General features: G+C 47.3%; 22 protein-coding genes. 19 read left to right on the top strand and 3 right to left on the bottom strand.

Annotated features, from left to right (window positions below; genetic code table 11):
• The first annotated feature begins 16 nt into the window (after positions 1-16).
• The 9 genes from gspH to ACJJIW_RS17940 all read left to right on the top strand — a co-directional run bounded on the left by gspH (position 17) and on the right by ACJJIW_RS17940 (position 7605).
• Positions 17-583: a type II secretion system minor pseudopilin GspH gene (gspH, locus tag ACJJIW_RS17980; RefSeq protein WP_444935963.1), complete on the top strand. Its 567-nt coding sequence runs from the start codon at positions 17-19 to the stop codon at positions 581-583.
• Positions 573-944 (top strand): type II secretion system minor pseudopilin GspI, encoded by a 372-nt coding sequence (gene gspI, locus ACJJIW_RS17975; RefSeq protein WP_444935962.1) that lies wholly within the window; start codon positions 573-575, stop codon positions 942-944. The genes gspH and gspI overlap by 11 nt, the downstream gene beginning before the upstream one ends.
• A gap of 5 nt (positions 945-949) precedes the next feature.
• Positions 950-1672, top strand: a complete 723-nt coding sequence (locus ACJJIW_RS17970; protein WP_444893808.1) for a type II secretion system protein GspJ — start codon at positions 950-952, stop codon at positions 1670-1672.
• Positions 1673-1690: 18 nt separating this feature from the next.
• Complete coding sequence (gene gspK, locus ACJJIW_RS17965; RefSeq protein WP_282932713.1) at positions 1691-2677, top strand: type II secretion system minor pseudopilin GspK; 987 nt, start codon at positions 1691-1693, stop codon at positions 2675-2677.
• 11 nt (positions 2678-2688) lie between these two features.
• Positions 2689-4032 (top strand): type II secretion system protein GspL, encoded by a 1344-nt coding sequence (gspL, locus tag ACJJIW_RS17960; protein ID WP_282932714.1) that lies wholly within the window; start codon positions 2689-2691, stop codon positions 4030-4032.
• A 57-nt stretch (positions 4033-4089) separates the two neighbouring features.
• A complete protein-coding gene (locus ACJJIW_RS17955; RefSeq protein WP_282932715.1) occupies positions 4090-4578 on the top strand; it encodes a type II secretion system protein M in 489 nt (162 codons plus the stop codon).
• A gap of 181 nt (positions 4579-4759) precedes the next feature.
• A complete protein-coding gene (locus ACJJIW_RS17950; protein ID WP_282932716.1) occupies positions 4760-5032 on the top strand; it encodes an acetyltransferase in 273 nt (90 codons plus the stop codon).
• Between the two features lie 109 nt (positions 5033-5141).
• Positions 5142-5345: a DUF2788 domain-containing protein gene (locus ACJJIW_RS17945; protein WP_282932717.1), complete on the top strand. Its 204-nt coding sequence runs from the start codon at positions 5142-5144 to the stop codon at positions 5343-5345.
• A 46-nt stretch (positions 5346-5391) separates the two neighbouring features.
• On the top strand, positions 5392-7605 hold the full coding sequence (locus tag ACJJIW_RS17940) for a hybrid sensor histidine kinase/response regulator (RefSeq protein ID WP_444935961.1): 2214 nt from the start codon (positions 5392-5394) through the stop codon (positions 7603-7605).
• Positions 7606-7833: 228 nt separating this feature from the next.
• Here the strand turns inward: ACJJIW_RS17940 and ACJJIW_RS17935 are convergent, their stop codons facing one another.
• Positions 7834-10971, bottom strand: a complete 3138-nt coding sequence (locus tag ACJJIW_RS17935; RefSeq protein WP_444935960.1) for a TonB-dependent receptor — start codon at positions 10969-10971, stop codon at positions 7834-7836.
• A 291-nt stretch (positions 10972-11262) separates the two neighbouring features.
• Between ACJJIW_RS17935 and ACJJIW_RS17930 the strand changes: the two genes are divergently transcribed.
• Together ACJJIW_RS17930 and ACJJIW_RS17925 are read left to right on the top strand one after the other, a co-directional pair.
• Complete coding sequence (locus tag ACJJIW_RS17930) at positions 11263-12030, top strand: S1/P1 nuclease (protein ID WP_444893812.1); 768 nt, start codon at positions 11263-11265, stop codon at positions 12028-12030.
• A gap of 841 nt (positions 12031-12871) precedes the next feature.
• Complete coding sequence (locus ACJJIW_RS17925) at positions 12872-13579, top strand: hypothetical protein (RefSeq protein WP_444935959.1); 708 nt, start codon at positions 12872-12874, stop codon at positions 13577-13579.
• 131 nt (positions 13580-13710) lie between these two features.
• Here ACJJIW_RS17925 and ACJJIW_RS17920 read toward each other — a convergent pair whose 3' ends face one another.
• Positions 13711-14607, bottom strand: coding sequence for an aldo/keto reductase (locus ACJJIW_RS17920; RefSeq protein WP_444935958.1), 897 nt, complete (start codon positions 14605-14607; stop codon positions 13711-13713).
• Positions 14608-15456: 849 nt separating this feature from the next.
• On the opposite strand from ACJJIW_RS17920, the gene ACJJIW_RS17915 reads away from it, so the two are divergent.
• Genes ACJJIW_RS17915 through ACJJIW_RS17900 form a run of 4 tightly spaced genes read left to right on the top strand, consistent with a single transcriptional unit; the run spans position 15457 to position 19047 of the window.
• Positions 15457-15843, top strand: coding sequence for a c-type cytochrome (locus ACJJIW_RS17915; RefSeq protein ID WP_282932724.1), 387 nt, complete (start codon positions 15457-15459; stop codon positions 15841-15843).
• A 5-nt stretch (positions 15844-15848) separates the two neighbouring features.
• A complete protein-coding gene (locus ACJJIW_RS17910; RefSeq protein ID WP_282932725.1) occupies positions 15849-17243 on the top strand; it encodes an FAD-linked oxidoreductase, L-gulonolactone oxidase family in 1395 nt (464 codons plus the stop codon).
• Positions 17244-17284: 41 nt separating this feature from the next.
• Positions 17285-18574: a DSD1 family PLP-dependent enzyme gene (locus tag ACJJIW_RS17905; protein ID WP_444935957.1), complete on the top strand. Its 1290-nt coding sequence runs from the start codon at positions 17285-17287 to the stop codon at positions 18572-18574.
• Between the two features lie 47 nt (positions 18575-18621).
• Positions 18622-19047, top strand: a complete 426-nt coding sequence (locus ACJJIW_RS17900) for a hypothetical protein (RefSeq protein ID WP_282932727.1) — start codon at positions 18622-18624, stop codon at positions 19045-19047.
• A 1974-nt stretch (positions 19048-21021) separates the two neighbouring features.
• Here the strand turns inward: ACJJIW_RS17900 and ACJJIW_RS17895 are convergent.
• Positions 21022-21930, bottom strand: a complete 909-nt coding sequence (locus tag ACJJIW_RS17895) for a LysR family transcriptional regulator (RefSeq protein WP_444935956.1) — start codon at positions 21928-21930, stop codon at positions 21022-21024.
• Positions 21931-22081: 151 nt separating this feature from the next.
• On the opposite strand from ACJJIW_RS17895, the gene ACJJIW_RS17890 reads away from it, so the two are divergent.
• From ACJJIW_RS17890 to ACJJIW_RS17875, 4 genes are all read left to right on the top strand, one after another.
• On the top strand, positions 22082-23092 hold the full coding sequence (locus ACJJIW_RS17890) for an NADP-dependent oxidoreductase (protein ID WP_444935955.1): 1011 nt from the start codon (positions 22082-22084) through the stop codon (positions 23090-23092).
• Between the two features lie 459 nt (positions 23093-23551).
• A complete protein-coding gene (locus tag ACJJIW_RS17885) occupies positions 23552-24577 on the top strand; it encodes an IS630 family transposase (protein ID WP_282931436.1) in 1026 nt (341 codons plus the stop codon).
• Positions 24578-24582: 5 nt separating this feature from the next.
• Complete coding sequence (locus ACJJIW_RS17880; protein WP_444935954.1) at positions 24583-25089, top strand: DUF6962 family protein; 507 nt, start codon at positions 24583-24585, stop codon at positions 25087-25089.
• 51 nt (positions 25090-25140) lie between these two features.
• Complete coding sequence (locus tag ACJJIW_RS17875) at positions 25141-25734, top strand: cytochrome b (RefSeq protein ID WP_444935953.1); 594 nt, start codon at positions 25141-25143, stop codon at positions 25732-25734.
• The last annotated feature ends 121 nt before the right edge of the window (positions 25735-25855 follow it).

The following is a 25855-nucleotide window of genomic DNA, read 5'->3' as shown; positions in this document are numbered from 1 at the left end:
CTGAAATTTGTACTTGATGTATAGCATCGGTCGAAGCCGCGGCTTTACGCTGATCGAACTGTTGGTAGTGATTGTCATCATCGCCTCTCTGGCGGGCATGGCGACTCTATCGATGGGGAATTCTGGCGGGCGTGTGTGGCAAAAAGAAGCCCAGCGCCTGTCGGCCCTTTTACAGTTGGTTGCGGATCGAGCCCTGATTGACAAAGTGCATTACGGCGTTGTTTTTGAACAAGGCACTTATAGTGTTGTGCATTTTGAGCAGGAGACCATGACCTGGCTGCCCTTGGATTCAGTAGTGTCCGGAAGGCGCGCTGCACGTTTTGCCGCTCATGAGCTGCCTGAAATTGTACGCCTCGAAGTGATAACAGAGGCCGAACTGCCCTCGGCAGAATCTACCGAATTTGCGGAAGAAACCAGCGAAGATCGGGTAGTTCCCCAATTTGTTGCTCTCTCTAGTGGAGAGGTGCTTCCAGTGGAGGTTGCCATGTATCTTGTTGAGAATGGCGACGATGTTAGAGGCGCGACAATTTCTTACACCAGCCTGAATGGATTGCAGCTAGAGTGGCAGGCCGATGAGATTTAAGGGTGCCCAGCGCGGCTTTACCTTAGTGGAAGTATTAATAGCTCTGGTCATTTTTGGGGTTATTGCCGCCAGTGTCTTGCAAGCAATGCAGCGCAGTGTGCGCCAGCAGCGAGTAATGGAAGACCGACTTTCCGCAAACTGGGTTGCCCAACAGGTGCTCTCCCAGGTTCGCGTGCAAACTCCCTGGCCTCCACTGGGTGAACAAACTGATCAGGTAGTGCTTGGACAGCAGGAGTGGGAGGTAAGCGCCCGTGTAGAGGCCACTAGTAATGAGCGCTTGCGCCATATCATTATTGAGGTGGGCCACCTGGATGCGGAGTACCCGACCCTGACTCTGGATGCCTGGGCTGCGGAGGAGTAACTAATATGTCTATGCGCCTTCCCAGCCAGTCGGGCTTTACCCTTGTTGAAGTTCTTGTTGTTTTAATCCTGGTCGCAATTATCAGTGTCGGTTCTTTCTCCCTGCTGGGACTCTTTTTTGATACTGAAGAAATGGTGGATCAGAGAGCGGAACAGCTACGCCGCTTTTCTATGGCGATGTACCGTATAGATAACGATTTTCGCCAAGTCACTGCCCGCGCGGTTAAGAATGCTTATAGCGGCTATGAGCCCGCATTGCGCGGGGACGAAGATGAGCTGGAGTTTACTCGCTTAGGTGCGGCAAACCTCACAGGTGAACCTCGCGGAGAGCTGCTGCGCTTAAGTTACAGTATCGGTTATGCCGAGGACCTTGAAACCGACTCCTTGACTATCGGTACAGGGGGGGAGGATGAAGAGTTCGGTGGGCTGTTGTTACGCAGTCGATGGCAGGTTTTGGACCGGTCCCCCGACTCTGAGCCCATTACTGAGCCCCTCCTAATGGGTGTCGAAAGCTTGAGCCTTCAATACTTGGATCCAGACAGTGATGCCTGGGTTGCCCAATGGCCGCCTGTTAGTACTACTACTTCCACAACAGAGGCCGATACACGCCTTCCTCAAGCTATTGAGTTCGTTATTGTCACCCAACAGTACGGAGAGATCCGTCGCGTTTTCCAGATATTGACAGAGGAAGATAGTTCTTCTGATGACAATGACGATAACGGGACTTAGGCCATGAAAAGTAGCGATATGTCGAAGTCGTTGGGTCGTCAAAGGGGGGTAGCTCTGATTGTTGTACTGCTGGTGATGGTGATTGCTATCGCGGCGGTAACCCATGCCATATTGCGGGATCAAATTGCGATTTCCCGTAGTGGTGCACTTTTGGCCAATACACAGCTTGCTGAGTTTGTTGAAGCTGCGGAAGCCTGGACGCGGGTAGCTCTGTTAGAAGACTTTGAGGAGGATCAAGAAGAGGAGGAGACTGCAGATCACTCTCTGGAGTCCTGGGCATTCCCGGTTCTGCAATTCAATCCTGACAATGGCAAAATTCGCATGAATATCATGGACTTACATTCATGTTTCAATGTGAATAATTTGTCTGATAGCAGCGATAGTGATCAGTTTGCGATTTTCCAGCGCCTAGTGAATAACGTCACTGGCAAGTCCGATCTAGCCAACTCAATCGCGGATTGGGTGGATGACGGTGATACCCCGAGAACCTCAGCTACAGAGGATGATGGTTATTTGGGCAGAGAACTTGCCCATCGAACACCGGACATAATGATCAGTGACATCTCTGAATTGTCTTCGGTAGTGGATATGGAGCTAGAGGATTGGCAGAAGTTAGTGCCTTTTCTCTGTGCCCTCCCGGAAACGGGAACCCTGGTAAATATCAACACTGCCTCTGAGGAGCTAATTGAGGCAATTGAGCCCTCTGCGAGTGTTTCTAAGTTGGTGCAACTTCGTGAGTCGGGTGGTTATATCAGCGATTCGAGTGAATATGCTGATTATGACATCGCCAATTCAGGGCCTTTTACCTATCAAAGCCAGCACTTTCTGGCGCGTATTGCTGTCCAACTCGGGGAAGATGGCGAATACCGGCAATATTGGGAGTCCGCCCTTGTTCGGAATAGCACAGATGGTTCGGTTCGGGTGCGCCAGCGCCAGCGCCGAACATTTTCTGGTCAAATGATGCAGGAGCTACTCGACTACGAAAGCACTGAAGAGAGCGAATAGTTAGAAATTGTATGTTTAAAAAGAAAAGCATTAATGAGATTGAAGCCCCAGTAGCGCCTCCACAGTCGTCTTTGGTTCTGTTGCGGCTGAGTGAAACTGCGGATTTGACTCTGCGTTTGCATCAGTGGCAAGAGGGTGAATGGCAACAAGTAACCCTGGATTCAGAATTTGCTCAGGCATTTAATCCCGAATTTGAAGCTGTCGAAGAGCAGCCGGAATTCCCTCAGCTCAACCTTCCTGAGGGAGCCAAAGCGCTACTGATGGTGCCTGGTAACTGGGTATGGAGCGGCCTCGAAACTATACCTAAGGCAGCTCGTCGCCAAGCAAGTGCCATTGGTTACATGGTTGAGGAGCATTTAGCCCAGGATGTCGAGGACTTGCACTTTGCCTGCAGCCCCCGCACTGGTGATCTCTGCAGCGTATACGCCATTGATGTTGAAAAAATAGAAGCGCTTCACTCCCAGTTGGAGCGGCTCCAGTGGCCGCTGGCTGCTGTAGTACCGGAGTATGAATTACTTAGCCTGATCGAAGGTGACATTCGCCTGTGGCTGGATGGCGGCCAAGCGCATATCTGGAAAGGTGCCGGGCAGGGTCTAACTGTTAATCGCGATTTTTTACAACCTCTCCTTGGTTCGCTATTAGTTGATGAAGGTGATGAATCTGAAAGCGAAGACGACTCTGAAAGCGGCGAGCCGATCGATAACAAACAGGTAGTACTGCTGGGGGCTGGCGAGCAGGATGGATTGCTGATTGCTGAGCTGGAATCCCAGTTTGGTGATGGTTTACAGCTTAACCAGCGCTCAGCGGAAGAAGTCTTTATTGAGCGGTTCAAGCTGGGGCTGCTAACAAACTTGCTCACTGGAGATTATCAGTTATCGAGTAATAAGAGCGCTGCGGTTTGGTGGATACGCCCGGCTAAAGTTGCTGCCGCTTGTTTTGTTATCCAGCTACTGTTTTTCGTCGGTGCCGGTGCTTTTTATCAGTGGAAGGGCAACCAGTCTGAAGAGCAGGCCCAGGCGATGTTTACGGAATTGTTCCCGAATACTCGACCGTCTGCCCAGATGCGCCGACAGCTTGAAGGTTTTCTGAAAGGCGCGGGTAATCAGGGTGGTGCTTTCTCTACCCAGATGCAGCAGTTGAGTAAAGTCTGGATTGCTCACAAAGGGGGCGCATTAAAGTTACAGTCCCTGCGATTCGATGGTCAGCGTGGAGAAATGGTGTTGCAACTTCAGGCAGAAAACCTGTCTGATCTCGATGCATTTGTCAGCAAGCTATCTGGCGGTGGGATCAAGGCGGACCTGTTAGGTGCGAACGAGTTGAAAAAAGGCGTTTCAGGCCGTATTCGCTTACGTTAGAGCCAGCGGTTTACATAAAGCAGCCAAGCGTAAGAAGAGATTGGTGGTAGCAATATAATGAAAGAACAGATCGAACAGTGGCGCCAAAAATGGCAGGCACTTCCGCCCAATGACCAGAGAGCCTTAGGTCTGCTAAGTATATTCGGAGCCGTAATTTTTATTGTTTATGGCCTGTACTCCCCGGCAAAGGGCTTCTTTGATGAGTCCCGCTTGCGAGCGGAAGAAAATCGTGAGCTGGTTAACTGGATGGAGGGCCAGCGCCCGACGTTGGAGCGAATAAAGCCCGCAGGCGGTGGAACTGGTGGTGCTTCAGGAACTCTTCTGCAGCGCGTTACTAGTGCGGCCAAACAAAACCAGATTGTGATTAAGCGCTTTGAGCCTGAGGGTGAAAACCGTATTCGATTGTGGATTGAAGAAGTCCGTTATCAGGATTTGCAACCCTGGTTGAATCGCCTAATGCAGGAGAAAATGGCTGTTCGTACGATTAATCTGGATGCCCTTGCCGATGAAGGTATGGTCTCTGCTCGATTGACGATCGAAGGCTAGTAACCTCCCTACAGGCAGGCTCGAATATAGAACTCGGGCCTGCCTCTCCCCACCACCTCTTAAGCGCACGTCGTCATCGGCGCTCCCAATCGTGTGCATCCCCACAGAAGTAGGGTGGTTTTAGGCGGAAATGTCATCTTTAGCCCTATACTGGATTAGGAATGAGGAAAAAGGTGCCACTATGCTTTTTAAAGACATATCCACCAAGCATTTGGTAGAAGTGGCTGATATTGTCACACTTTCGAATCCCTACGAGCTGACTGTGGTGGGCCGTTATCTGTGGGGTGAAGAGATTCAAGACCCAGAAGTCTTCGATAAAACTGACTTATGCTTCCTCTCTGGTGAGCCACTTCCTAGATGCTGGCATGATAGCCGCTACCGGGATAAAGAGGTTCGCAGGCTTCGTTGCGGCACTCACGCTTCAGAGGATGGCGACTACTATCAGGGTGCTTGAATTTATAGTTTTACCAAATGGTACAGTGGTCGACTAGATTTTGCCAATGACTTACCAGTTGCCCTCAAGCACTGTACAATGCGCGCCAATTTTTTAAGCGAATGCACGCATGACATTTGAGCAGTTTGAAGAGTATTCCCTGTGGTTGGGAATCGGTGCACTAATTCTATTTATGGTGTTTATTGTTTGGAACCTGGCAAAAGATTCCAAGGCTGGTAGATTTGGGACATTTATTCTGTTCCTCGCTCTGGGGCTTGGACTGCTGGGGTTTCTAATAAAGACCGTTTTGGTTGAAGTACTCGGGATAGGCTAGGGAGCTTCAATGGCACCGGATACCCAGTCTCTCAGGGAAGGTCGCAATGTCTATATTTGATCGCCCTGAACTCAAGGTTCAAAAAGACAGACGTATTTGCCGCGCAACTGATATGCGTATCGCCAAATATACCCGGCGCGGCATGGTTCTCTCCCTTTTTGCATTTCTGATCGCAGCCTCTATTGGCGATATGCGCCTAGAAGCTCCGCGCCTGTTATTAACAATGGGAATCGGCCTGGTAGTACTAACCCTGATCAGGGGCTACTACGTTTTTCGCTTCGACCACCTGTATGGCTCGGGACCAAATCGTTGGCGCAATCGTTACTTTCTGTTCTCGATTATCGGCTCAGCCTGGTGGGGCATTACTTTATTTTACTTTGTCTATTTAATGGGGTTTGCGCCTGAGACCCACTTCCTGTGGATCTACTCGGTAATCTTTTGCTCCAGTGTCACCACCGTATTTTCTCCCTACCATCGTTTCCTGACCTGGTTCACAGCAACCTCACTACTGCCAGCAGCGCTAATGGCACTGTTCTCGGGCATGATCCTGGGGACCATCTACGGGACTCTCACCCTCGCTTTTATTTGGCTGACTGCCCACCAGGGCCGTCGCGAATCGGAGAACTATTGGGAGCGTCTGTCTGCGATGCAGGAGCTGCAACAGAGAGCGAGTAGCCTGGCTGCAGCCCGCAAACACTCTGAAGCTGCAGTTGAACTGACCAATGAGTTTATTGCCAATATCGGCCAAGAATTTCGTAGTCAGCTATCTGATTCCCTCGGCGCTCTGGCGCTGCTGGAAGCTGAACCATTAAACGAGCGACAACGCGAATGGGTGGAGCTGGCCAAGGCCGCCAGTAGTCAGCAGCTAAAACTGGTTGATAATGTAGGCTTGTTTACCCGTGTGGCCCGAAAGGATATCCGCTTGCGCCAGGGCCCCTTTAACCTGGTGAAAACGGTGGAAAAATCATTCAAGTTTGCAGCGAGAGCTGCCCACAGTCAGGAGTTAGAATTTAACTTCCAGATTGATGACAATCTCCCGGTGATGGTGACAGGGGATAATCGCAAAACGGCCCAGCTGATTCGCAATCTGGTGGACTCCGCTACTGGCATTGCCCAAAGAGGCGAGCTGTGGGGGGAGGTATCTTATAACCCGATCACCACGGTAGAGGGGCAGCTCTCGATCACTTTGATGGATGATGGGCGCGGTGAGATATTGCCGGACGAGAGCGAACTTTTCGGTGCCTTCTCCCGTATGGATACCACCCAGGTAACTACAGGTCTTGGGCTGTCGATAGCTAAAGGTTTAGCTGAAGCGATGGGCGGTTATCTACAGCTGCATTCAACGCCGGATGGTAACCGCTATCAGGTAGTAATCAAGTATTCTACAGAGCCAAATCAGCGAACCTATCTCACACCGGATAGGAAATTACAGGATATTGAAGTCCTGTTAATTCACCAGAAGGGCCTGTTTATTTCTGGTCTCGCGCAGGTACTGCGCTCTTTTGGGATGGATGTAAAGTCCATCCGCTGGTGCGAAGGTTGCGAGTGTGAAGTCGAGCAGTTGCTGCGCCAAGCGGTAGAACGCAACCAATTGGTAATGATGGCACCGGCAATGGGGGATTCGACTCTTTTCGACTCCATTACGCCTTTCTTTAAAGAGTCCCAAGAGGCTGGTGAAAAAGAGAGTCGCCTGGTATGCCTGGGCGGCTTTGGCCAGAAAAGCGAGTTTGCTCACCTGCAGCAACTCTTACCATCGTCACAGTATCTGAGTCGACCGGTGACCCGTAAAGAACTGCACGATGCGTTAGTGGGATTACTGTTTGGCGGTGCGAAAAGAAGCTGTCGAAGAGTGGTTACCGGTGGGGCGGATCAGCCGCGCCACTACTCTTTGCTATTGGTAGAGGAGTCCAGGCCACATCAGTGGGTGACTGAGGAGATGCTTCAGGCCCTCGGCTACCAGGTAGATATAGCGGTAGATGCGGATGATGCCTTAGTTCGCTTGTCTGAAGGCCATTATGATTTGGTGTTAGTGGACTGCCAGCAAAATACGGATCATAGTGCGCAGATTATCGAGATACTGCGTCGCTGGGAGTCTGAGCACCGCCCGGATGATCGCCTGCCTATTGTTGCTGTAACCAGTACTACTGAAGAGCAATTTGAGGGCCGTTGCCTGGCAGCAGGAATGGATGATTTTCTGACCAAGCCACTGAGTAAAGATCTTCTTCGGGAAACCTTGGCGCGTTGGCTGGGTAGTGCTTAGCTTACTGATCTTGCTTTGATATTCGATAAAAAAACCGCACTTCAGTGCGGTTTTTTTATTTCCCATTTACTCAAGGTGGGCGTCTTGTGGCTTTGGAAGTTGAGAAAAGTGCTATTCCAAAGACTCATTATCAGTCGCTATTGAAATGATCGGCACCGAGAAATGGTTTTTGGTTTGGGGAAATAGGAATGGCCGCAGCAAATGCTGCGGCATTCGACAAAGTATGGGTTAGAACTCGTAGCGAACCCCCATACGAGCACTCCATAGAGAGGCATCGGTCACTCGGGTTTGCCCCGCTGGGTCCAGGAATTCCTCAAATACGTAGCGCCCTTGGTCGTCGATGCTGGCCGTTACCGCTGACTGGTAACGAGGGAATCCGCCCTCATACATAACGCCCCATTCGTCATTCAGCAGGTTGCCCAGGTTTTCAATAACAAAGTACGCGTTAACCCGGTCTTCCGCACGCCATCCCGGTAGTTGTTGGTCGATACGCAAATCGAACTTGGTCCACCAATCACTGTTAAGTGAATTGCGTTCCTTAGTCCCGCTATCCAGGTCTTCAGAGTCAACCCAGGCGAAGAAGGCCTCAGTATCGAAGTCATCTGCAAATACAACATTGGCATCATCGGCGCCTGAGGGTACGTAGAGCAGGCCGCGACCCCAGCCCGCATCACCAAAGATCTGATCACCAAACGTGTAGCTGTATGGAATGCCTTCATTGGCAGAACCAAACAAGGTGAATCGTGTTTCGTAGCCTGAGAAAAACTCTTGGGTGTAATCCAACTTCAAAGTGAAGCGATGGGGAACTACATAGTTTGATGTTGCAGTGCCTGGATTCTGTGCATCAGCGGTAGCGATTTTGGTGTAATTGGAGTAAGCCACAGAGCTGGTCATGGGGTTAACATCTTCAGCTTCGGTGAAGGCATAGCCAAGGGCAATACTCAGGCCAAAATCAAAAGACTTGCTGAGGCCGAGAGAAAGTACGCTGGAATAACCGGAATCGCCATCCACATTGGTCAGCATGAAGTCTTCGCTGCGACCATTGGCACTGCCGTAAATCGGGCGCCCATCAGCAGTCGAGTCAACTTGCTCAAGAGAGATATCTTGAATAATTGCGGCATCTTGATAATCGCTGTACAAATAGTCTATAGATGCTAAATAACCGGATTCAAATTCGTAGCTACCGCCGATTGCATACTTCCAGATGGATGGCAGTTCAAAATCCGGATCCATCAGGTTGACCCCACCTACAGAACCATCACTATTTGCGACCATATCATAGAGGTCTTGTGGGATTTCATAGATCGGATCGCCGTTATTGGTCCAATCCATATCAAATAGGGGGGTGCCGCTTCTATCTTGGGCTTCGATTTGCAGAACACCATTATTTGAGTAGTTATTAGAAATCCATACATTGGGATTCCCACCGGAGTAAAGGCCGATACCGCCGTGTAGCTCCAGGTTATCGTCAAGGTTCCAGCTCAGGCCCAGGCGAGGTTGTAGCAGGTCCAGGCCATCCATATTGTGCTGGTTGGAAAAGCCATAAGTAGAGGTTATGTCTGCGTTAGCTACTGGCTTGTCATCACTGCTGTAGCGGTCATAACGCAGTCCCGCAATCACTGTCAGGTCCAGATTTGCGAAGGTATATTCATCCTGGGCGTAGAGTGTATCGATGCTGTAACTGAATTCAGCGGCAGCGTCTAAAATATTGTTGGTGCCAGCTGCATTCTCATAGGTTACCCGGTTGGCAATCCCGGCTTCAAAATCTTCGATGCTATCGAAACGGTATTCGCCGGCAGCTTCCTGGATAAACAGGTTGTAAACATCGAAATTTTCGTGCTCGTAGCCTGCAGTTAAATTGTGTTCACCCAGCAGCAGTTTACCTGCGAGCTTAAAAGTAAGGTTTTCATAACTCAATTTGTTCGCATGACGTGAGTCATCTGCTCCCAAGTAAACCGTTGCACGGGAATCGCTGCCATCGTTATCGTGGTCATTATAAGTGGTGATTTGTACTTCACCGAAGTCAGTTCCACCCAGGGAGTTTTGGCGATTGTCCAAATCGGAGTAGCCAATCTTCACCTCTGTAGAGAATATGTCACTCCAATCGGAGAAAAGCTGTGCAACATAGGAGTTTAATTCGGCTCCGCGCTCGTAATAGTGGTTGGATAGTTCCAGCTCATCGGGGTCATTGTCGGCCTCGGCTATGGAAAAGCCGTCGTTGTAGTTGTAAGTAAACGCAGCTCGGTGACCGTCAGAGATATTCCAATCAAGTTTCACCAACAGCTTTTCGTCTTCTTCTGGCATGCTGGTGGGTAGGCCGCCCGGATTGTAGCCATAGACTTCATTGGAAATACGAATAATCTCATTGAGCTGCTCTTGGGAAACCCCTTGTACTTCGGTGGCAGAGCTGCTGCCTGCAGGTCCTCGGTCAAAAGTGGCAACGCCTTCCAGCTTTTCATAGGCAGCAAAGAAAAAGAGTTTATCTTCGATAATGGCTCCACCGAGAGTTGCGTTGTAGCGCTTCTCATCAAAGCTGGCCACATCGATATCGTCACCCTCCAGGGAATCACCACGAAAACCATCATCGGTGTAGTCGTAGAAAAATGAACCATGCCACTCATTGGTGCCGGACTTGGTCACTGCGTTGATATTACAAGCGCTGAAACCTCCGTACTGAACATCGAACGGCGCCAGTTCGACGGCGACATGATCGATAGCATCATACGAGAACGGCATACGTTCAGTGGGGTAGCCATTGCTATTTAGGCCGAAGTTGTCATTCATGCGTACGCCATCAACCGTAAGGCTATTGAAGCGAGGGTTGGCGCCGGCGCACTGGATAGCATCAACATTGGCTTCATCCACATAAACTCGCGGATCGAGACGTAGCACATCCTTGATATCGCGATTAATGGAAGGGGCGCTGGCAAGGTCGCCACTGTTAAAGTGCGAAGATGGACCTACAGCTAAGCGGGAGGTGCTGAGCGCTTGTCCCAATACGGTTACTTCTTCCAGGTTGCTAGTGCCGAGGGTTAGGCTCAGAGGGAGGATATCACCAACGGAGAGGTAGATATCTTCAATAACTCGCTGGCCTTCCTCGGAATCGATGGTGACGGTGTAGGGGCCACCCACTCGCAGGCCACTCAGGTTAAATTGCCCCGCGTCGCTGACTTCTACTTCACGGCGGCTATTGGAGGGGGTGTGAACCACTGTTACAGTCGCATTGGTAATTGCTTGACCGTTGCTTGCGGAAATAGAGCCGCGAATGCCGGCTGCAGTTTCCTGTGCCTGAGATACCTGCGCCGTACTAGCAACAGAAATAATCGCCGCAGATAGTAATACGCGCGGGAACAGAGAAGGTTTCATAGCGTTTTCCTGGTCTAAAGAATTGCCAACTCAAGTGACCCAAGTAATTATCGAGTTTTGCTCTTGCAACTTAGGTTCCAAGTTCCAATGGAGGCTGTTATGTGATTTTTATTGGGTACTGTCTAAGAGCTGAAGCGATTATGTAGTGCACATATAAATAAATTATTACAGCCGTGAACTTGTCACATACTGGCGTTAAAGTACCCAGCAAATTCACTCTGGCGGACATGCCCAATGAGCATACGATTGATAATTGCCTGTATAGCAGTTGCACTATTCGGACTCACAGCTATGACACAGGCATACGCTTGGGGAGATGATGGCCACAGGGTCGTTGGAGAAATTGCATGGCATTACCTGGACCCGGAGGTAGCTGCCGAAATAGAGTTGCTCCTTGATGAAGTCGGTGAGCCGCACCTAGCTGAATCCACAACTTGGGCTGATCGAATTAGATCTAACGAGGCTTACAACTGGGCTGCGCCACTCCACTATATAAACCTGTCGCGAGATTGGAGTACTTATGTTGAGGAGCGGGATTGCCCTGCTGTAGGGTGTATATTAAAGGCGATCCAAAATTATCAGAAGGTACTGGCCGATCGCTCGCGCACCAAGAAAGAGCGAGCAGAAGCACTAATGTTTATTGCCCACTTTGTTGGAGACCTTCATCAGCCGCTACATACCGGATTACTTTCGGATAAGGGTGGTAATGATGTGCAAGTCCAGTTTTATGGGAGTGAAACAAACCTACACGCACTTTGGGATATTCACTTAGTATCCCGTTTAGTTTTAGATTGGCAAGATTACGCTCAGGAGCGAGTAAAAAAAATTAGCGGGTCCGAAAGGCAGCTTTGGCAGTCTACCTCGGTTGAAGTTTGGGCCCAGGAATCCCACAAATTGGCCCACAAGCTGGCCTATACCACTGAAGCACAATTGGGTGAAAAGTACTTTCTGCGCTGTCAGGACTCTGTTGAAATGCGATTACAACAGGGTGGGGTTCGTCTGGCATCTGTACTGAACGGTACTCTGGGTAATCCAGGAATCGATGTTGTCAGCAAATAATTCTACTCCAGGCTTGCCTCAACCTTTGCTCTGATTGTGGTGAGCCGAGAGCCTTGGATCTTCAAAATATGCCAAGTTAGCCCCCAATTTTGTGTAGCCTGGTTACACATATATCTGAATTGTTGTTTTATTTTAGAATTTATTTGTAAATAGCGGCCAATCGATCTCGATATGGTAGTTTTCCAGTCACCTGTACTGAAAGTCTGGTGAAAAATGCAAGAATTGTTTCTTTTATAAGGTTGGTCTAGGTAGGTATGGCCTAGGATGACTCCGGTACCTAAAGACATTGATAAGTTTTTTCTGCCTGACTCACAGGTTGATGTTGCTACTGATCTTAAAGGAGTTTCAGCAAGTTAATCTTCTAGGGTTCGAAGATGGAAGTACTATTAAGCCTGAAGGGAAAACTAAAAAATTATAATTTCTTAGTATGTATCTGCGATTTTATTAATTGTAGGGTGATTTTTTAATAGCTTCTTATAGTTTGATTTTTTGATGGGTAAGCGATTAATTTTTAATAGTGGGTCTTTAGGGGCCACGCATCCACCTTTTAATCTCTTTGAAAAGTTTTTTTTGATTATTGAGCGGTGTAATCTCTAAGTAGTATTTCTTCCTGAAGTGTTACCTTCTCTCTTTGTATACACACCTTTCGTGTTGACACCCTTGTACCTGTTTGGTATCAAATAATCTCGAGTTGCATGGTGAATTTATCAGTTTGTATTTAGCCCTTAGAAATAAAAATAATGATTCATCGGGTTTAGGTGTGAATTGAAAGAATTCTTGGCTAAACAAAATAAGACTTTAATGCTGACGTTATTTACAGTCGTTATGGAGGATGTCATCGATGAGTGGAAGAGGTTTTAATCCTAGGGCGTGTCAGGAGCACTTTGCTGGTATTTGTTTTGTATCCAGTTTGAGGTCGTACGGCTCTCTATTTTCCAGGTTTTATGCGCAATGGCAGGGCAATGGAGGAATAGAAAGCTCGCTGGGTAGGACTTGGAATGGGCACACCGCACTAATTTCCGGTAGCAATGGGGCTATCGATACGATTGTTGGTTGGGATCCCAATAGTTCTTGGAGTGCATTTAAAGGTTCAGTAGGTGGGCGCCATAATAGTATGCGGCCTATTGACGGCCGTTGGCGTGATGACACTGGCATGAACGCGGATCCAACAGCGCAATACTATGGTCTTAAAATTAGCCAGACTCAGCACAACGACTTCAGGGATTTTTTACGACAGGATCTTTTAGGTACCCAAGGATTTGGGCGCCACCTCAACAATACCGGCATTACATTCCAATATGCATTTGCTCCTGGTAAGTGGATGGAAAGACTTAGCTCTTTGGAGGGGAATAATAACGGCCAATTACAAATTATTTCTAATTGCTCGGATGCGGCTTTTCACGTGCTGGCAAGTTTCCTTTACGATTGGCGTAAGGGAAATTACGTAACTGAATTGGCATCATTTATGAACACTGGAGATGAAAAAAATAAAAACATGTCTCAAGGCCGCTTAATGCAGTGGTCAAGTCAAATGGGGCAGCAGGGCTAAAGCTAATTAGGGGAACAGGTGATGCAGTGAATTACAATTTGCATCGCCTTATTCCCAGTAGCAAAAAATCTGGGCTGAAGTCAGCTAGTGTAGAAGAGTAACCGAAAGCTTCTCTAGAGGGTTACGCTATTTTATGGAACTTCGCAACCTTTAGCGGTAGTCCATATTTTGTACCACTGCTCTCTACTTAAGTTGAGTTTTAAGCTTTCAATAGCCGATTTGACTCTTTCAATACTTCCTGAGCCCACAATCGCTAAGGGCTTGGAAGGGAAGCGTCGTACCCAGGCATAGATTACTTGGTCAATACTGGCAGCCCCGACCTCTTCTTTAATACCGTCCAAGGTGACACGTATACGCTCAGCTTGAGTATCTGACCTCGTGAAAATCTCTCCGCCTGCTAGGCAGGACCAGGCCATGGGGTGAACCCTATATTGCTGTAACTGATCCAGGGTTCCATCCTCTGCCACGCTAAAGTTGACAGGGTTGATCTCGACCTGATTTGTTACTAGTGGGGAGCTTAACCGGGACTGCAGCAGGTCAAATTGATAGGGAGTAAAATTGGAAACGCCGAAGTGCTTTACCTTGCCAGCCTTTTCGAGCTCGGTGAATACACTAGCGACTTCATCCGCATCCATCAACATATCCGGCCGGTGAAGAAGCAGAATGTCGATATGCTCCACGCCAAGACGAGAAAGGGAGTTATCGACCGAGTGCCGAATATGATCAGCACTGGAGTCATAGTGTTTTACTTTTCTGCCGGGATGCTTTTCAGAGAGCAGCTTAATGTTGCATTTGGTGACAATTTCAATGCGATTGCGAATAGAGCGATCAAGCCTTAGCGCCTCGCCGAACAGTTGTTCGCAGGAGTAGTCCCCGTAGATATCTGCATGATCGACGGTAGTAATTCCAAGGTCTACATGCTGTTTCAGGAATGTCAGGCGCTCCTGAGGACTTAGGCTCCATTCACTCACACGCCAGTAGCCTTGAATTAGCTCTGACAGTTCCGGCCCGTTGAGGGATGCTTGCACTCTATTAACCACTGAATACCTGCCTGGTCGAAAAGTGCAAGGGTATTCTTGTTCCTGCTGATTCTCAACGACTAATGTGATGAGCAGATTGCCGATAGCCACATCCTCATGTCAGGTTGACAGTTGAATTAAGCAGCTAACGAAACCTGAGTAATCGTTTATCACTTTCTTAATACTTTTTTTCTGTTCGCTTCTCCTGAGCGAAGATCTTTCAACAGGGAAGCGCTGCATGGATAGCGCTGATAAAAAAGTTACCGGCTGGCTGATAATTATTTATTCAAATCCAATGCTGCCGGATTCGGAAAAATATAACCATTTCTATATGCAATATTTGTAAGTAAAGTTCTAAGCATGACATATAGTGTGCTCAGTTCTTTCGGTCTGTAGATAAAACTCTATTTTTTCTCCGAATATTTTAAGTTTTTCACTAGTGCTGTTGTCATTGTGGACAATTGATATGTATCTGGATTTTCTTAAATCTTTCAATCCACGAGTGAATTAATTGTTTCTGTGGCCATCTTGGCCGACGGCTGGTTGTCTATGGTTATATGTTGGTAAACATCGGTAGCCCCATTTAATACTCAGAAACCAATCTGTTATTTAGACAAGTCATTTATTGGTTTCGCAAATGTTGATGTCAGCCGTAAGATTTCCTCGGCCTGTGGTTCTATTGCTGTAATCCTATAATTGGTACGCAAATAAATTGTGATAGCAAATATTGAGACCGGTGAGTTCAGGTAGTTGTTTTAGCGGCCATCATGATTAACAATAGTGCCAGCGATATGTACACAATAACTTTGGCAATAGCTAAAAAGAAATAAACAACAATAATGTAGTGGGTGTACGCATATGGAACTGGTAGCTTTGCGCCGGGGCTTTAAGCTCTTGTCCCTGGTTTTGATACTAAATGTCATTCAAGGATGTTCTGAGCCTCCGCAGGATAGTGAAAAAAACCGGGCATTTTTGACCCAAAGAGCGCTGTCTCTTGCGCCCGCTGATCCGGAAATCGCTGAAATATATACTCGCACTTGCCGCAGCTGTCACAGCACTGGCGCCAGTGCCGCACCCCTTACCGGAGATTTAGCCAACTGGAAGCCTCGTATGGAGAAGGGGATGGATGTGTTGGTGGAAAATGCTATCAATGGGTTCCAGGGTATGCCGCCACTAGGCCTTTGTTTTGAGTGCTCCCCCGAGCAGTTTGAACAGTTGATTGTCTTTATGGCTACAGCGGAGTAAAGGATATGGGGTTCAATCGTCGCCAGTTTATAAACTCTATCGCGATCGGCTCCGCATCATTAGCGGCCGCGCCTATCTCATCAGTTGCACGCACCTTATTGCAAGCTGCAGCCCCACCGACAAAAAAAGCGGGAGTACGGTGGCGGAACTGGTCTGGTTCACAAGAGTGTCTGCCGGCCCATCGTCTGGCACCCAAAGATATTCCTGCACTGCAAACGATAATTGCGGAAGCGCAAGGTACGGTCAGGGCGGTAGGTGCGGGTCACTCCTTCACTGCACTGGTACCCACTGACGATACAATTATTTCATTGGGCCGCATTACCGGTGTCGCCGACCACGATTCTGACAAAGTGCAGGCGACGATCTACGCCGGCACCCGTGTAGCAGACATTGGCCAACCCTTAGAGGATATCGGTCAAGCGCTGATTAACCAACCAGATATCGATGAGCAGACTTTAGGTGGTTGCCTGGCAACCGCGACCCATGGAACCGGTGCAGGCTTGGGTTGTATGTCCAGCTATGCAGCGGGTATGGAACTGGTGACCGCAGGAGGGGATACGCTCTGGTGTGATGGTGAGCAAAACCCCGAGGTGTTCGCGGCAGCGCAAGTATCCCTTGGCAGCCTGGGTATGGTGACCAAGGTGCGTATGCAGAACCAGCCCAGCTACCGTTTGCGTCGTGAATCTTGGGTAGCGCCCCTGGAAGAGGTGTTGGATCAGGCTACAGCACTGGCAGAGGCCAATCGTAACTTTGAATTTTACTATATCCCATTTTCTGGGATGTGCATGGCTGATTCCCACCAGCCGACCACAGAGGAAATCTTCTCTACGGAGCGGGAAGATACTAATGAAGCAGTAATGACCCTGAAATCTGTGCGGGACTGGCTGGGTTGGTCACCGAAGTTGCGTCAGTTTGCGCTGCAAAATGCGATGGAAGATATCGAGAGAGAAGTCGTTGTCGAGTCCTCCTGGCGGAATTACGCCAGTGAGCGAAACGTACGTTTCAATGAAATGGAGTACCACTTGCCCCGCGAGGACGGTTTGAAAGCCTTCGCGGAAATACGTCGAACGATTGAGGAAAATAATCTGGATGTTTTCTTCCCTATCGAGGTGCGTTTCGTTAAAGCTGACGATATCTGGCTGAGTCCGTTTTATAAGCAAGATTCCGTATCCATCGCCATACACCGCTACTTTGAAGAGGACCACCTACCACTGTTCCAGGCCATTGAGCCCATTATGCGCAAATATGGGGGCCGCCCGCACTGGGGCAAGTTAAACAAGCTACAAGGCTCGGACTTTGCCGAGCTCTACCCTCAGTGGCAGGATTTTCTTGAGGTTCGCCGAGAGCTAGACCCCAGTGGTAAGTTCTTAAACCCTTATCTGAAAACGCTTTTTACCTGAGCAACGCTGCTCAGCAGTGAACCCTCAAAGAGGAAAGCACAATGGATATCAAGCGACGAAAGCTAATACTAGGTGGGGTCGCGTTAGGAGCGGCGGCAGGTGTCGCCGTTCTTCGCCCTAAAGCGCAAGGGCAGGGAGGGCACAGCAAATACTTCTCCAGTGTTTCTAAAGCTCTGGATAATGCCGGCTTTTCTGGTCCCACCTTAGTCGTAGACCTGGAAAATCTGCAAAAGAACGCCGATATATTAGCCGGCCACCTCAGAGGTCACTATGACTACCGGGTAGTGGCTAAATCTTTGCCCTCGCTAAACCTGCTGGACGCTATTACTCAGCGAACAAATACTAATCGCATCATGGTATTCCAGCTGCCATTTCTACAGCAACTGGTTAAATCTTATCCAGCGAGTGATATTTTGCTGGGCAAACCTCTCCCGATTACTGCGGCAAAGGCCTTTTATTTTGGCACTAAGGCGGAGCATTTTGATCCTACGCGGCAGTTACAGTGGCTGGTTGACAGCCCCCGCAGACTTAATCAATACGCCGATCTGGCACGATCGCTCAAACAATCCTTGCGAATTAATATCGAGATTGATGTAGGCCTACACCGGGGTGGCATTGCCAGTGCGGAAGATCTCTCCGCGATGCTCGGTATCATTCAGCGGGAACCCTATTTGGAATTTTCCGGTTTTATGGGTTACGACGCCCACGCCGCAAAAATGCCAGGTGTTCTCGGTGGACCTGAAAAGGCAATCACTCGGGGGTTGGATATTTACCAAAGCAGGGTGGAGCAAGCTAAGATCCAGCTGGGAAGTGCATTCCCGAAGGCGGCCACTTTGAACGCTGCCGGTAGCCCAACCTACCAACTGTACAAATCCCGAGCAGACCGGGCTCCCTGTAACGAGATTGCCGCTGGCTCGTGCCTGGTTAAACCGACGGGCTTTGATATTCCCACCCTGTCTGATCATTTGCCAGCGGCGTATATCGCAAGTCCGGTATTGAAAAAATTGTCACAGACACAGATACCCGGCATAGAAGGGCTCACCGGACCCTTTAGTTGGTTGAACCCAAATCGGGAGCAAAGCTTCTTTATGTCTGGCGGCTATTGGAAGGCGGAGCCTGAATCACCAAAGGGCTTGTCGATCAATCCCATCTATGGCCGCTCCAGTAACCAGGAAATGCTGAATGGCTCTAAAAAAGTGTTACTGAATGAAGACGAGTGGGTCTTCTTAAGGCCCACTCAAAGTGAGTCCGTGTTCCTGCAGTTTGGTGATATTGCGGTCTACAGCAAAGGCGAGATTGTGGACCTTTGGCCGGTATTAGGTAACGCCTGAAATACACAACCCAAACAGTGGGCAATTAGTAAGTCTTGGAGATACCGATGATCTTTGAAATTGTTTTGGTGTTAAACACAATTTGGTTTCTAATGGGGTTTAATGTCTTCTCTTTGCGAAATCATATATTTGCCAAATTGCTGGTACCCAGGGAAAACAGAGATACCCCCGTGTTTAATATCTTGGCAGAATCGGGAAAATTTCTGGGTGGTTTTAACCTCTCATTGGCGTTCCTCAATATACTACTGCTAATTAGCCCCTCAGTATTTGCTACGGATGTGCAACGCGCTACGTTGCTGCTGGCCTTTGCTGTCACTCACGGAACACAATTTATTTACAATGTCCCGGTAGCCCTACAAAACCGAAAAGGTGAAGGGCCGTGGCAAGTTAAAGGCGTGATGCGTTTTATCTTTATCACTGACTTTATAATGATGTCACTGAACCTAATAGCCGTACTTTGGATACTCCTTTGAATTTTAAACCCTGTGAAATTCGGTCACGCTGCATGTTGCGGCCGATAATGATCAGCATGCTAAATCCTAGATTGCCAACATAAGTGACACACGCCTGCCCGCTAGAAATTCTAGTGGGCACAAGTAATTTAGAATCTTTCTTGGGCGGGTGTTTATTCGGAATACTGCATCGTCAATACGGCTTTTGGGTATCTTGTCAATTTCATACCTTGCTGGAAGAAACATTTCAGTAGACCATTCGTATTTTCGTTCAATCCACGCTCCCAAGAGTGATAATGCTTTGCCAAATATATTTGGCACCCCATTTTCTGTGTAATCGATCCTAGATTCCCACATTAACCGATAAATAGGGAGTTAAATCGCCGATATTTTAGTGGTCACTCTTAGAGTCCTCTTCTTTGACTTGAGTATTGAACAATATGCGATTCAGTGGGAGTGATAGGATAGGCCGCTTACTAGGTTTAGCTGGTAGCTAAAATTAACTAACCAAGTGGTACTTAAATTGGGCATGCAAATACCTTAGGCATATTAGACAGAACAAAATGACTAAATATCAATAATATGTTAATATTTTGTGATTTTCTAGAATGCTTATGGGTAGCCTACGAGTATCTGGTAGTAATTGAGATGGATGAGGGCTGGCGATGTCGTACGATCCTGTGATCTGGTTCAGGATATCGAAAAGCTCATCCTTGAAGTATCATTTGGGTTTATAGAGTATGAGAATTCTAAAGGTTTTGGTCATATCGGGTTCGATTCTGTCCACTGGTTGTTCAGTTTTTCTTGGAGAGCCGGACACGAGGGTTAAGCGATTTGGTGATTGGGAACTTTGCACAAAGCTGGCCGATAAAACTTTTAAATATCATTCTCAATGGCACTGGGCTATAGCCAATGAGATTAAGGCTAGGGATCTGGGGACTTCACAGAGATGTAAGTCAACGTATACCGCAAGGATGAATCGTTTTACAGCTAGGAGCGTGATTAAGTCTGTTTCATTTGAGGATGCTTTGAACCATAACTTTGAGTAGTTCCAAGATGTGCCAGCTATCAAGCGTTCTTTAATTGTAGTTGCCGATGGCTGGTAATAACTGCCACATGGACTTGTGCACCTCTGTCAAATCAAGTTACTTAAAGCACGTGATTGGATAGCATTATCAAGTCTTATGCTGGGGAGTAGGGCGGTGTTGTTGTTTCAACAGCATCCGCTAGTGTGGATTGTTGGTGTACTGAAAGTTACATCTCCGCCAGCTTCTGAATGTACTTTATCAATAGCTGAGATATGGCTGCATACAAGTACGTTCTTAGCTTTGAGGACGGGATTGGCAGCTTGGTTAAGGCGTGCTTTCTCCGGTTGCAATGGTCTTATTATATAGTTGGAGGTGGTCTGCAATGATGAAATTTAGATCATTAATTAATTGCGCAATTTTTTTTTGCGCTAAAAGTTTGATTATGTAAGCTTATTGGAAATAAAGCCTTTTGTACCTCTGCCGCTAGTGGCCACCCTGAAGGGTTATAGCTTCTGGATTGCTCTTCTCCAAGTTAGATGTTTAATTTCATGCACTAGCTGCAGTTGCCTATTGCTGTGAGCTAATCATCTTATAGCCTCATGATTAGCTCATTTGGGATCTTAAATCGTGGTTTGCCTTTGGTGTGCTATTTAGCTGCCCCATTTCAATTTAATATGTTCATCTGGGGGGCGAAGGTAAATAAAATTATTCCTAAACAAAAAATACAGGGATAGTTTGATAATTACGTATGTATTTAAGGCCCAGGTTTGTTTTGGAAACTTCTTAAATGGACTTAAGGAACCTCTGAACAATTCCGTGATGCCTCCGGTTTTTAAGACGGTTCAGAATCAGGGTGTGGTTATACAGGAATGTTCAGATCTATCAAGCGGTCGCAATACAGGGGGGGCGCGTTGAAAGGGCCCGCAGTGATATTACAGAATTCTTCAGCGGTGCCTTAAATACCCTTCTATCGTCCATTTAGACTGTTGTAGATAAAGTCCACACAGAGTTTTATCTTGGGGATTTGATATTTACCGCGTTCGTAAAGCAGGAAAACTCCCAAATCGCCACCGGGGCTAACTGAAACTTTACCTTCGCAAGGAACTTGTACCAGCTCTCCTGATTCGAGATAGTTGCAAATACTCCAAGAGGGCACACAAAACATGCCGCGATGATTTAGCGCGGCTGCTGTTAGGGCCTTACCATTATTGCTAATCACCTTTGGGGACAGTTTCAATGGCTGCCACTGACCGTCAGTGAGCATATACCACTCAATGACTCCCCGTGGCCCCCGGTATTGCAAGCTGGGAACAGACTCAATCGCTGACTTGTTCAAGGGGCGGTCGTGTTCCAGATTTTCGATAAATTGTGGTGTGGCTACGAGAGAGAATTCATTACTAGACAGCCGCTTAGCAATAACATGCTCATCCGGGGCAAACCCTCCGCGAATCGCAATATCAACGGGATCTTTCCCTAACTGGGACAGGTCATCGTTATAGGTTAAGTCGAATACGATATTGGGGTAACGTTGGGCAAACTTCTCAAGAAGGGGGGTTAAATGCTGCTCTCCATAAGTTGGGAGACAGCTGATACGTATCAGACCGTTGGGCGCTTCAAATGTCTGGCTAACCAGTTCATCAGCCTGTTCAAGCTGGCGAATTGCTTTACTTATCATCGAATAGTAGAGCTTGCCGAGCTCAGTAACCTTGACTTGGCGGGTACTGCGTTGCAGTAACTCCACTCCTAAGGACTGCTCCAGATCTTTTACGCGGCGAGAGATTGATGAAGCGGGAACCTCGAATTCTTCAGCAACTGCAGTAAAGCTATTCAGTTCTACCACCCGCTTGAAGTAACGCAATGCTCTGATTTTGTCCATAATCAACTTCTAACTGTTTGTCATCGGCTCAAAATATTCCCCATTATTGCCATAATGACAAAAGACTTATACCTATTACCACCTGTTTTTATGGTCGCAGTATGGGCACTATCGCTTTCAATGTTTGTTGAACCGATTGTTAGGATGACCAATGAAAGCTTTGAAAATGACTCGCTATGGGGATATTGATAGCAGCCTGGAGTTTCAGTCAGCTGAGGTTCCCACCCCCAAGGCTGGTGAAGTTTTGCTTCGGGTGCATGCCGCTAGCGTAAATCCAGTTGATAACATGATGTTGCGGGGGGAGCTTAAATCGGTACGAAAGGAAGTATTTCCGGTCGGTATTGGCCGGGATGTCAGCGGTGAAGTTGTAGCAGTGGGGAATGATGTTACTGGATACAGTGTAGGGGACTTGGTGTTTTCCAGGGTGGGGGAGGATCATGTGGGCACTATTGCAGAATATCTCACCGTTAGTGTTTCTCACTTGGCTGCAAAGCCCGAAAACTTGTCACACAGTGAAGCGGCGGGTATTCCGCTCGTTGGGCTGACCTCTTATCAGTCTTTGATCAAAGTTGCGGGTTTGAAGTCCTGCGAGAAAGTGCTGATACATGCAGGCTCAGGTGGTGTTGGCTCTATGGCAATCCAATTGGCGAAGTCTGTAGGCGCCTATGTGGTGACTACAACAAGTAGTGCGAATGTGGAGTGGGTGAAAGCACTCGGTGCCGACCTTGTTATTGATTATAAAAAAGATGACTACCGGAAATTATTATCTGATATGGATGTCGTGTTCGATACTTTGGGTGGCCAGTATGCTTTGGATGCATTTCAGGTCCTGAAAACTGGTGGGCGTGTTGTCTCTGTTAAAGGGGCTTTAGATCCGCAGACAGCTGAAGAGCTTGGGCTAGGTTGGTTTCTCCGCAAGCTATTGGCGCTTAAGTCACGAAAGCTAATGAAGGCAGCGAAGGGCAAATCTGCGCTCTATCGAATGGTTATTATGGAGGCTAATGGCGGGCAGCTGAGTGAGTTGGGAGGTCTGTACCGGCAGAAGACTCTTTCTCCAGTAATAGACAAGATCTATTCTTTAGAGCAAGGCAAAGAAGCTTTTTCATATCTCGCTTCAGGACGCGCTAAAGGCAAGGTGATTATATCTGTTATAGCCAGTTGATAAGAGTTGAAACGATCAATAAGTGTCAGTGCCGCCTTGAAATATAATGGCGCGCTGGCTCTTGTTTGTCTTCGTGTTCTTTACACTTTACGTCTGCCTCATTATTGAGGTTCCACTTGAGAAATTGGTATGACTTAGCTCGTGTAGATGACACACGTAATTTCAGTTGATTCTCAGAAAGTTTGATATATTGCGTAATAACGTTGCGATTTGGGGTGGGTAGAGATTGCATATGAAAGTGTATCGACTATATCCGAAATAGAATGAATCTAGTACATGGCGAAATAGACCTGCTAACTGCAATTACTAATGTCGGGCTGGCTCTGGTCGCATTTATTGGCGCTCTTTATTTGTTGATATTTGTAAGGGAGAAATACTGGAAGAGAAATATTTGGATTGTCTTTTTCGCTATTACTAGCGGGGCAGAAATAATCAGTACACCCTGGTAATATAAACTGCATGAAATACGATGCCAGAAAACTTAGTACTGAGGAGCAGCACCTCATACGTAAAATTGCTGTTCAGCGAGTATTTGATGGAGAATCTGCGGCGGAGGTTAGTCGTAGCCTAGGGCTGGGGAGCAGAACTATTTTCCCATGGTTAAGGACTGCTCGGGAGAAAGGTATTGAAGCGCTATCTCCAAAAATTAGACCTGGACGCGGTAGAAAACTGTCAGCTATTGAAGAAGAGGAAGTCAAACGATGGATTATTGGTGGCGATCCAAGGCAATATGGCTTTGATTTCGGATTGTGGACACGTCAGATCGTATCGGATTTGATTTTTGAGAGATTCAAAATTGAACTTAGCGTTTCTAGTGTCGGCACACTTCTACATCGACTGGGCCTGACGCCACAAAAGCCTCTACGAAGAGCTTACGAGAGAGATGAGAAGGCGGTGAATAAATGGGTAAAGGAAGTCTATCCAAAGATTAAATCTTATGCGAAAAAAACTGGTGCAGAAATATTTTGGCTGGACGAGGCTAGTATCAGATCAGACGATCCACTCCAAAGGACATGGGGAGAAAAAGGAAAAACTCCAGTGGTAAAAACGAGTGGTCAAAGACAGTCAATCAATGCGATCTCAGCTTTATCGAATAGAGGTGGCTTCTGGTATCATATTTATAGTGGAAAGTTCACGGCAGAAAAGTGCGTAGAATGCTTCAAAAATTTCCAGAGAAGTCAGAAAAGACCAGTGATTCTCATTGTTGATGGGCACCCAGTACACAAATCGAAAAAGGTATTGGAGTATGTCGATTCACAGGATGGAAAGCTTGAAATGGTGTTCTTACCGCCATATGCACCAGACCTAAATCCAGATGAGTTGGTCTGGAATCATATGAGAAATATAGGGACTTCAAAGAGGCCGCTGAAAAAAGGTGAGACACTACTGAGTCGTGCAAATGCAGATTTGCAGAGCATCAAGAAAAATAGAAAACTTGTGAAATCATTTTTTCAAGAGTCGACTGTATTCTTTGCTGCTGCCTAGGTAGTATGTTTATCGCCTCATTAATGGCGGCCGTATATCATGGGGTTGAAATTAGACCATATTTTCGAAGTTGCTTATGGTATGGAATACTTTTTTTACTTGGTTTACTAATTTCTTCTTTTGTTCTTGCGGTTAGCGTAGATTTGGTGAATGAAGGTTTTTCCAAACGGGCTATTTTTCCAGTGTTATTTCTTTTCCTGATATTGTTTGTTTTTTCCTTTTCACTTAAAGATAAAATTTTTGCTTTTGCTGTTTATCAGTTTTTAATCTGCGCGGTGGCTTTCATAGGGTACTTTATATTAGCCTTAAGGAGACAAAGCTCACTGCGTGGTAGTTGGTTTATGGCACTTGGCTCGATAGTTAGTATTGTTGCAATGGCTGTCCAGTTAGATGGAAGTTTATCAGTCAGTATCATTTGGGACCTTGATCACAATATTATCTATCATTTTGTCCAAGCGTTTGGTGTTGTACTCTTTATTTTGGGTTTACGTAGATTCTACTCGGAGAAATAGTAGGCGAACTGCCGATAGAATATAGTTTTCGGAAGTGGGAAAGAGATAGAAATGAGCCTGAGAAATCAACCTGACAGTTACGGTTCAGTAGCCAAGTGGCTACATTGGTTAACGGCCTTATTGTTTTTGGGTTCCTATATTTCAGTCTACTACCGTCAGTGGTTTACCCAAGAGGAAACACCGGCGAATTGGACTGCCTTGCAGCTACATCTATCTATTGGTGTCACCATTGGGGTGATCGTCATCTTAAGAGTCGTATGGCGTCTCACTAATCCGCCACCGCCATTAGAACCAGGTAGCTCCCTGGAACATTTTGCCGCTCATACCGGTCATGTTCTTCTCTACTTGATTATGATCGTCGCTCCGCTAACAGGGTATATCGGAACAGGCGTGGATACGGATTACTTTTTCCTGTTTGAAATTCCTAAGTTTGAGAGCACCCAAGCTTTTGTGGCGATAGTTCAGGATCGAATGGGGCTAACCTTTGAAGAGTTTGAGAAGCCTGTGGACTTTATCCATAAGGAGATTCTAGGGCAGTGGGTGGTGTGGATCTTGATCCTGGGGCACGTAATGGCCGCTCTTTACCATCACTACATCAAAAAGGATCGGACTTTGCTAAGGATGACCGTGACTAAAAAGTCATAGTTCTTGCGCTAATTTTGGCAGGAATTAGTGGTAAATAGGCATTGAGTGCCAAATCCAGACATTTTAATCTCGAGTTTTTGCAGCTCCTGTAGAGCTGTGCACTTGGACTTGAGGTGGGTGT

Source organism: Microbulbifer maximicatervae (SeqCode) (assembly GCF_052467815.1).
The sequence above is the reverse complement of the archived record's forward strand: the minus strand, read 5'-3'. Positions and strand labels throughout refer to the sequence as shown.

Bases quoted from the DNA above. Each gene is read 5' to 3' on its own strand.
- ACJJIW_RS17970 (WP_444893808.1), top strand. From the start codon at position 950: ATGTCTATGCGCCTTCCCAGCCAGTCGGGCTTTACCCTTGTTGAAGTT.
- ACJJIW_RS17905 (WP_444935957.1), top strand. From the start codon at position 17,285: ATGGATATCAAGCGACGAAAGCTAATACTAGGTGGGGTCGCGTTAGGA.
- ACJJIW_RS17910 (WP_282932725.1), top strand. From the start codon at position 15,849: ATGGGGTTCAATCGTCGCCAGTTTATAAACTCTATCGCGATCGGCTCC.
- gspI (WP_444935962.1), top strand. From the start codon at position 573: ATGAGATTTAAGGGTGCCCAGCGCGGCTTTACCTTAGTGGAAGTATTA.
- ACJJIW_RS17875 (WP_444935953.1), top strand. From the start codon at position 25,141: ATGAGCCTGAGAAATCAACCTGACAGTTACGGTTCAGTAGCCAAGTGG.
- gspK (WP_282932713.1), top strand. From the start codon at position 1,691: ATGTCGAAGTCGTTGGGTCGTCAAAGGGGGGTAGCTCTGATTGTTGTA.
- ACJJIW_RS17895 (WP_444935956.1), bottom strand. From the start codon at position 21,930: ATGGACAAAATCAGAGCATTGCGTTACTTCAAGCGGGTGGTAGAACTG.
- gspL (WP_282932714.1), top strand. From the start codon at position 2,689: ATGTTTAAAAAGAAAAGCATTAATGAGATTGAAGCCCCAGTAGCGCCT.
- ACJJIW_RS17940 (WP_444935961.1), top strand. From the start codon at position 5,392: ATGTCTATATTTGATCGCCCTGAACTCAAGGTTCAAAAAGACAGACGT.
- ACJJIW_RS17955 (WP_282932715.1), top strand. From the start codon at position 4,090: ATGAAAGAACAGATCGAACAGTGGCGCCAAAAATGGCAGGCACTTCCG.
- ACJJIW_RS17930 (WP_444893812.1), top strand. From the start codon at position 11,263: ATGACACAGGCATACGCTTGGGGAGATGATGGCCACAGGGTCGTTGGA.
- ACJJIW_RS17890 (WP_444935955.1), top strand. From the start codon at position 22,082: ATGAAAGCTTTGAAAATGACTCGCTATGGGGATATTGATAGCAGCCTG.
- ACJJIW_RS17935 (WP_444935960.1), bottom strand. From the start codon at position 10,971: ATGAAACCTTCTCTGTTCCCGCGCGTATTACTATCTGCGGCGATTATT.
- ACJJIW_RS17925 (WP_444935959.1), top strand. From the start codon at position 12,872: ATGAGTGGAAGAGGTTTTAATCCTAGGGCGTGTCAGGAGCACTTTGCT.
- ACJJIW_RS17915 (WP_282932724.1), top strand. From the start codon at position 15,457: ATGGAACTGGTAGCTTTGCGCCGGGGCTTTAAGCTCTTGTCCCTGGTT.
- gspH (WP_444935963.1), top strand. From the start codon at position 17: ATGTATAGCATCGGTCGAAGCCGCGGCTTTACGCTGATCGAACTGTTG.
- ACJJIW_RS17950 (WP_282932716.1), top strand. From the start codon at position 4,760: ATGCTTTTTAAAGACATATCCACCAAGCATTTGGTAGAAGTGGCTGAT.
- ACJJIW_RS17900 (WP_282932727.1), top strand. From the start codon at position 18,622: ATGATCTTTGAAATTGTTTTGGTGTTAAACACAATTTGGTTTCTAATG.
- ACJJIW_RS17880 (WP_444935954.1), top strand. From the start codon at position 24,583: ATGTTTATCGCCTCATTAATGGCGGCCGTATATCATGGGGTTGAAATT.
- ACJJIW_RS17945 (WP_282932717.1), top strand. From the start codon at position 5,142: ATGACATTTGAGCAGTTTGAAGAGTATTCCCTGTGGTTGGGAATCGGT.
- ACJJIW_RS17885 (WP_282931436.1), top strand. From the start codon at position 23,552: ATGAAATACGATGCCAGAAAACTTAGTACTGAGGAGCAGCACCTCATA.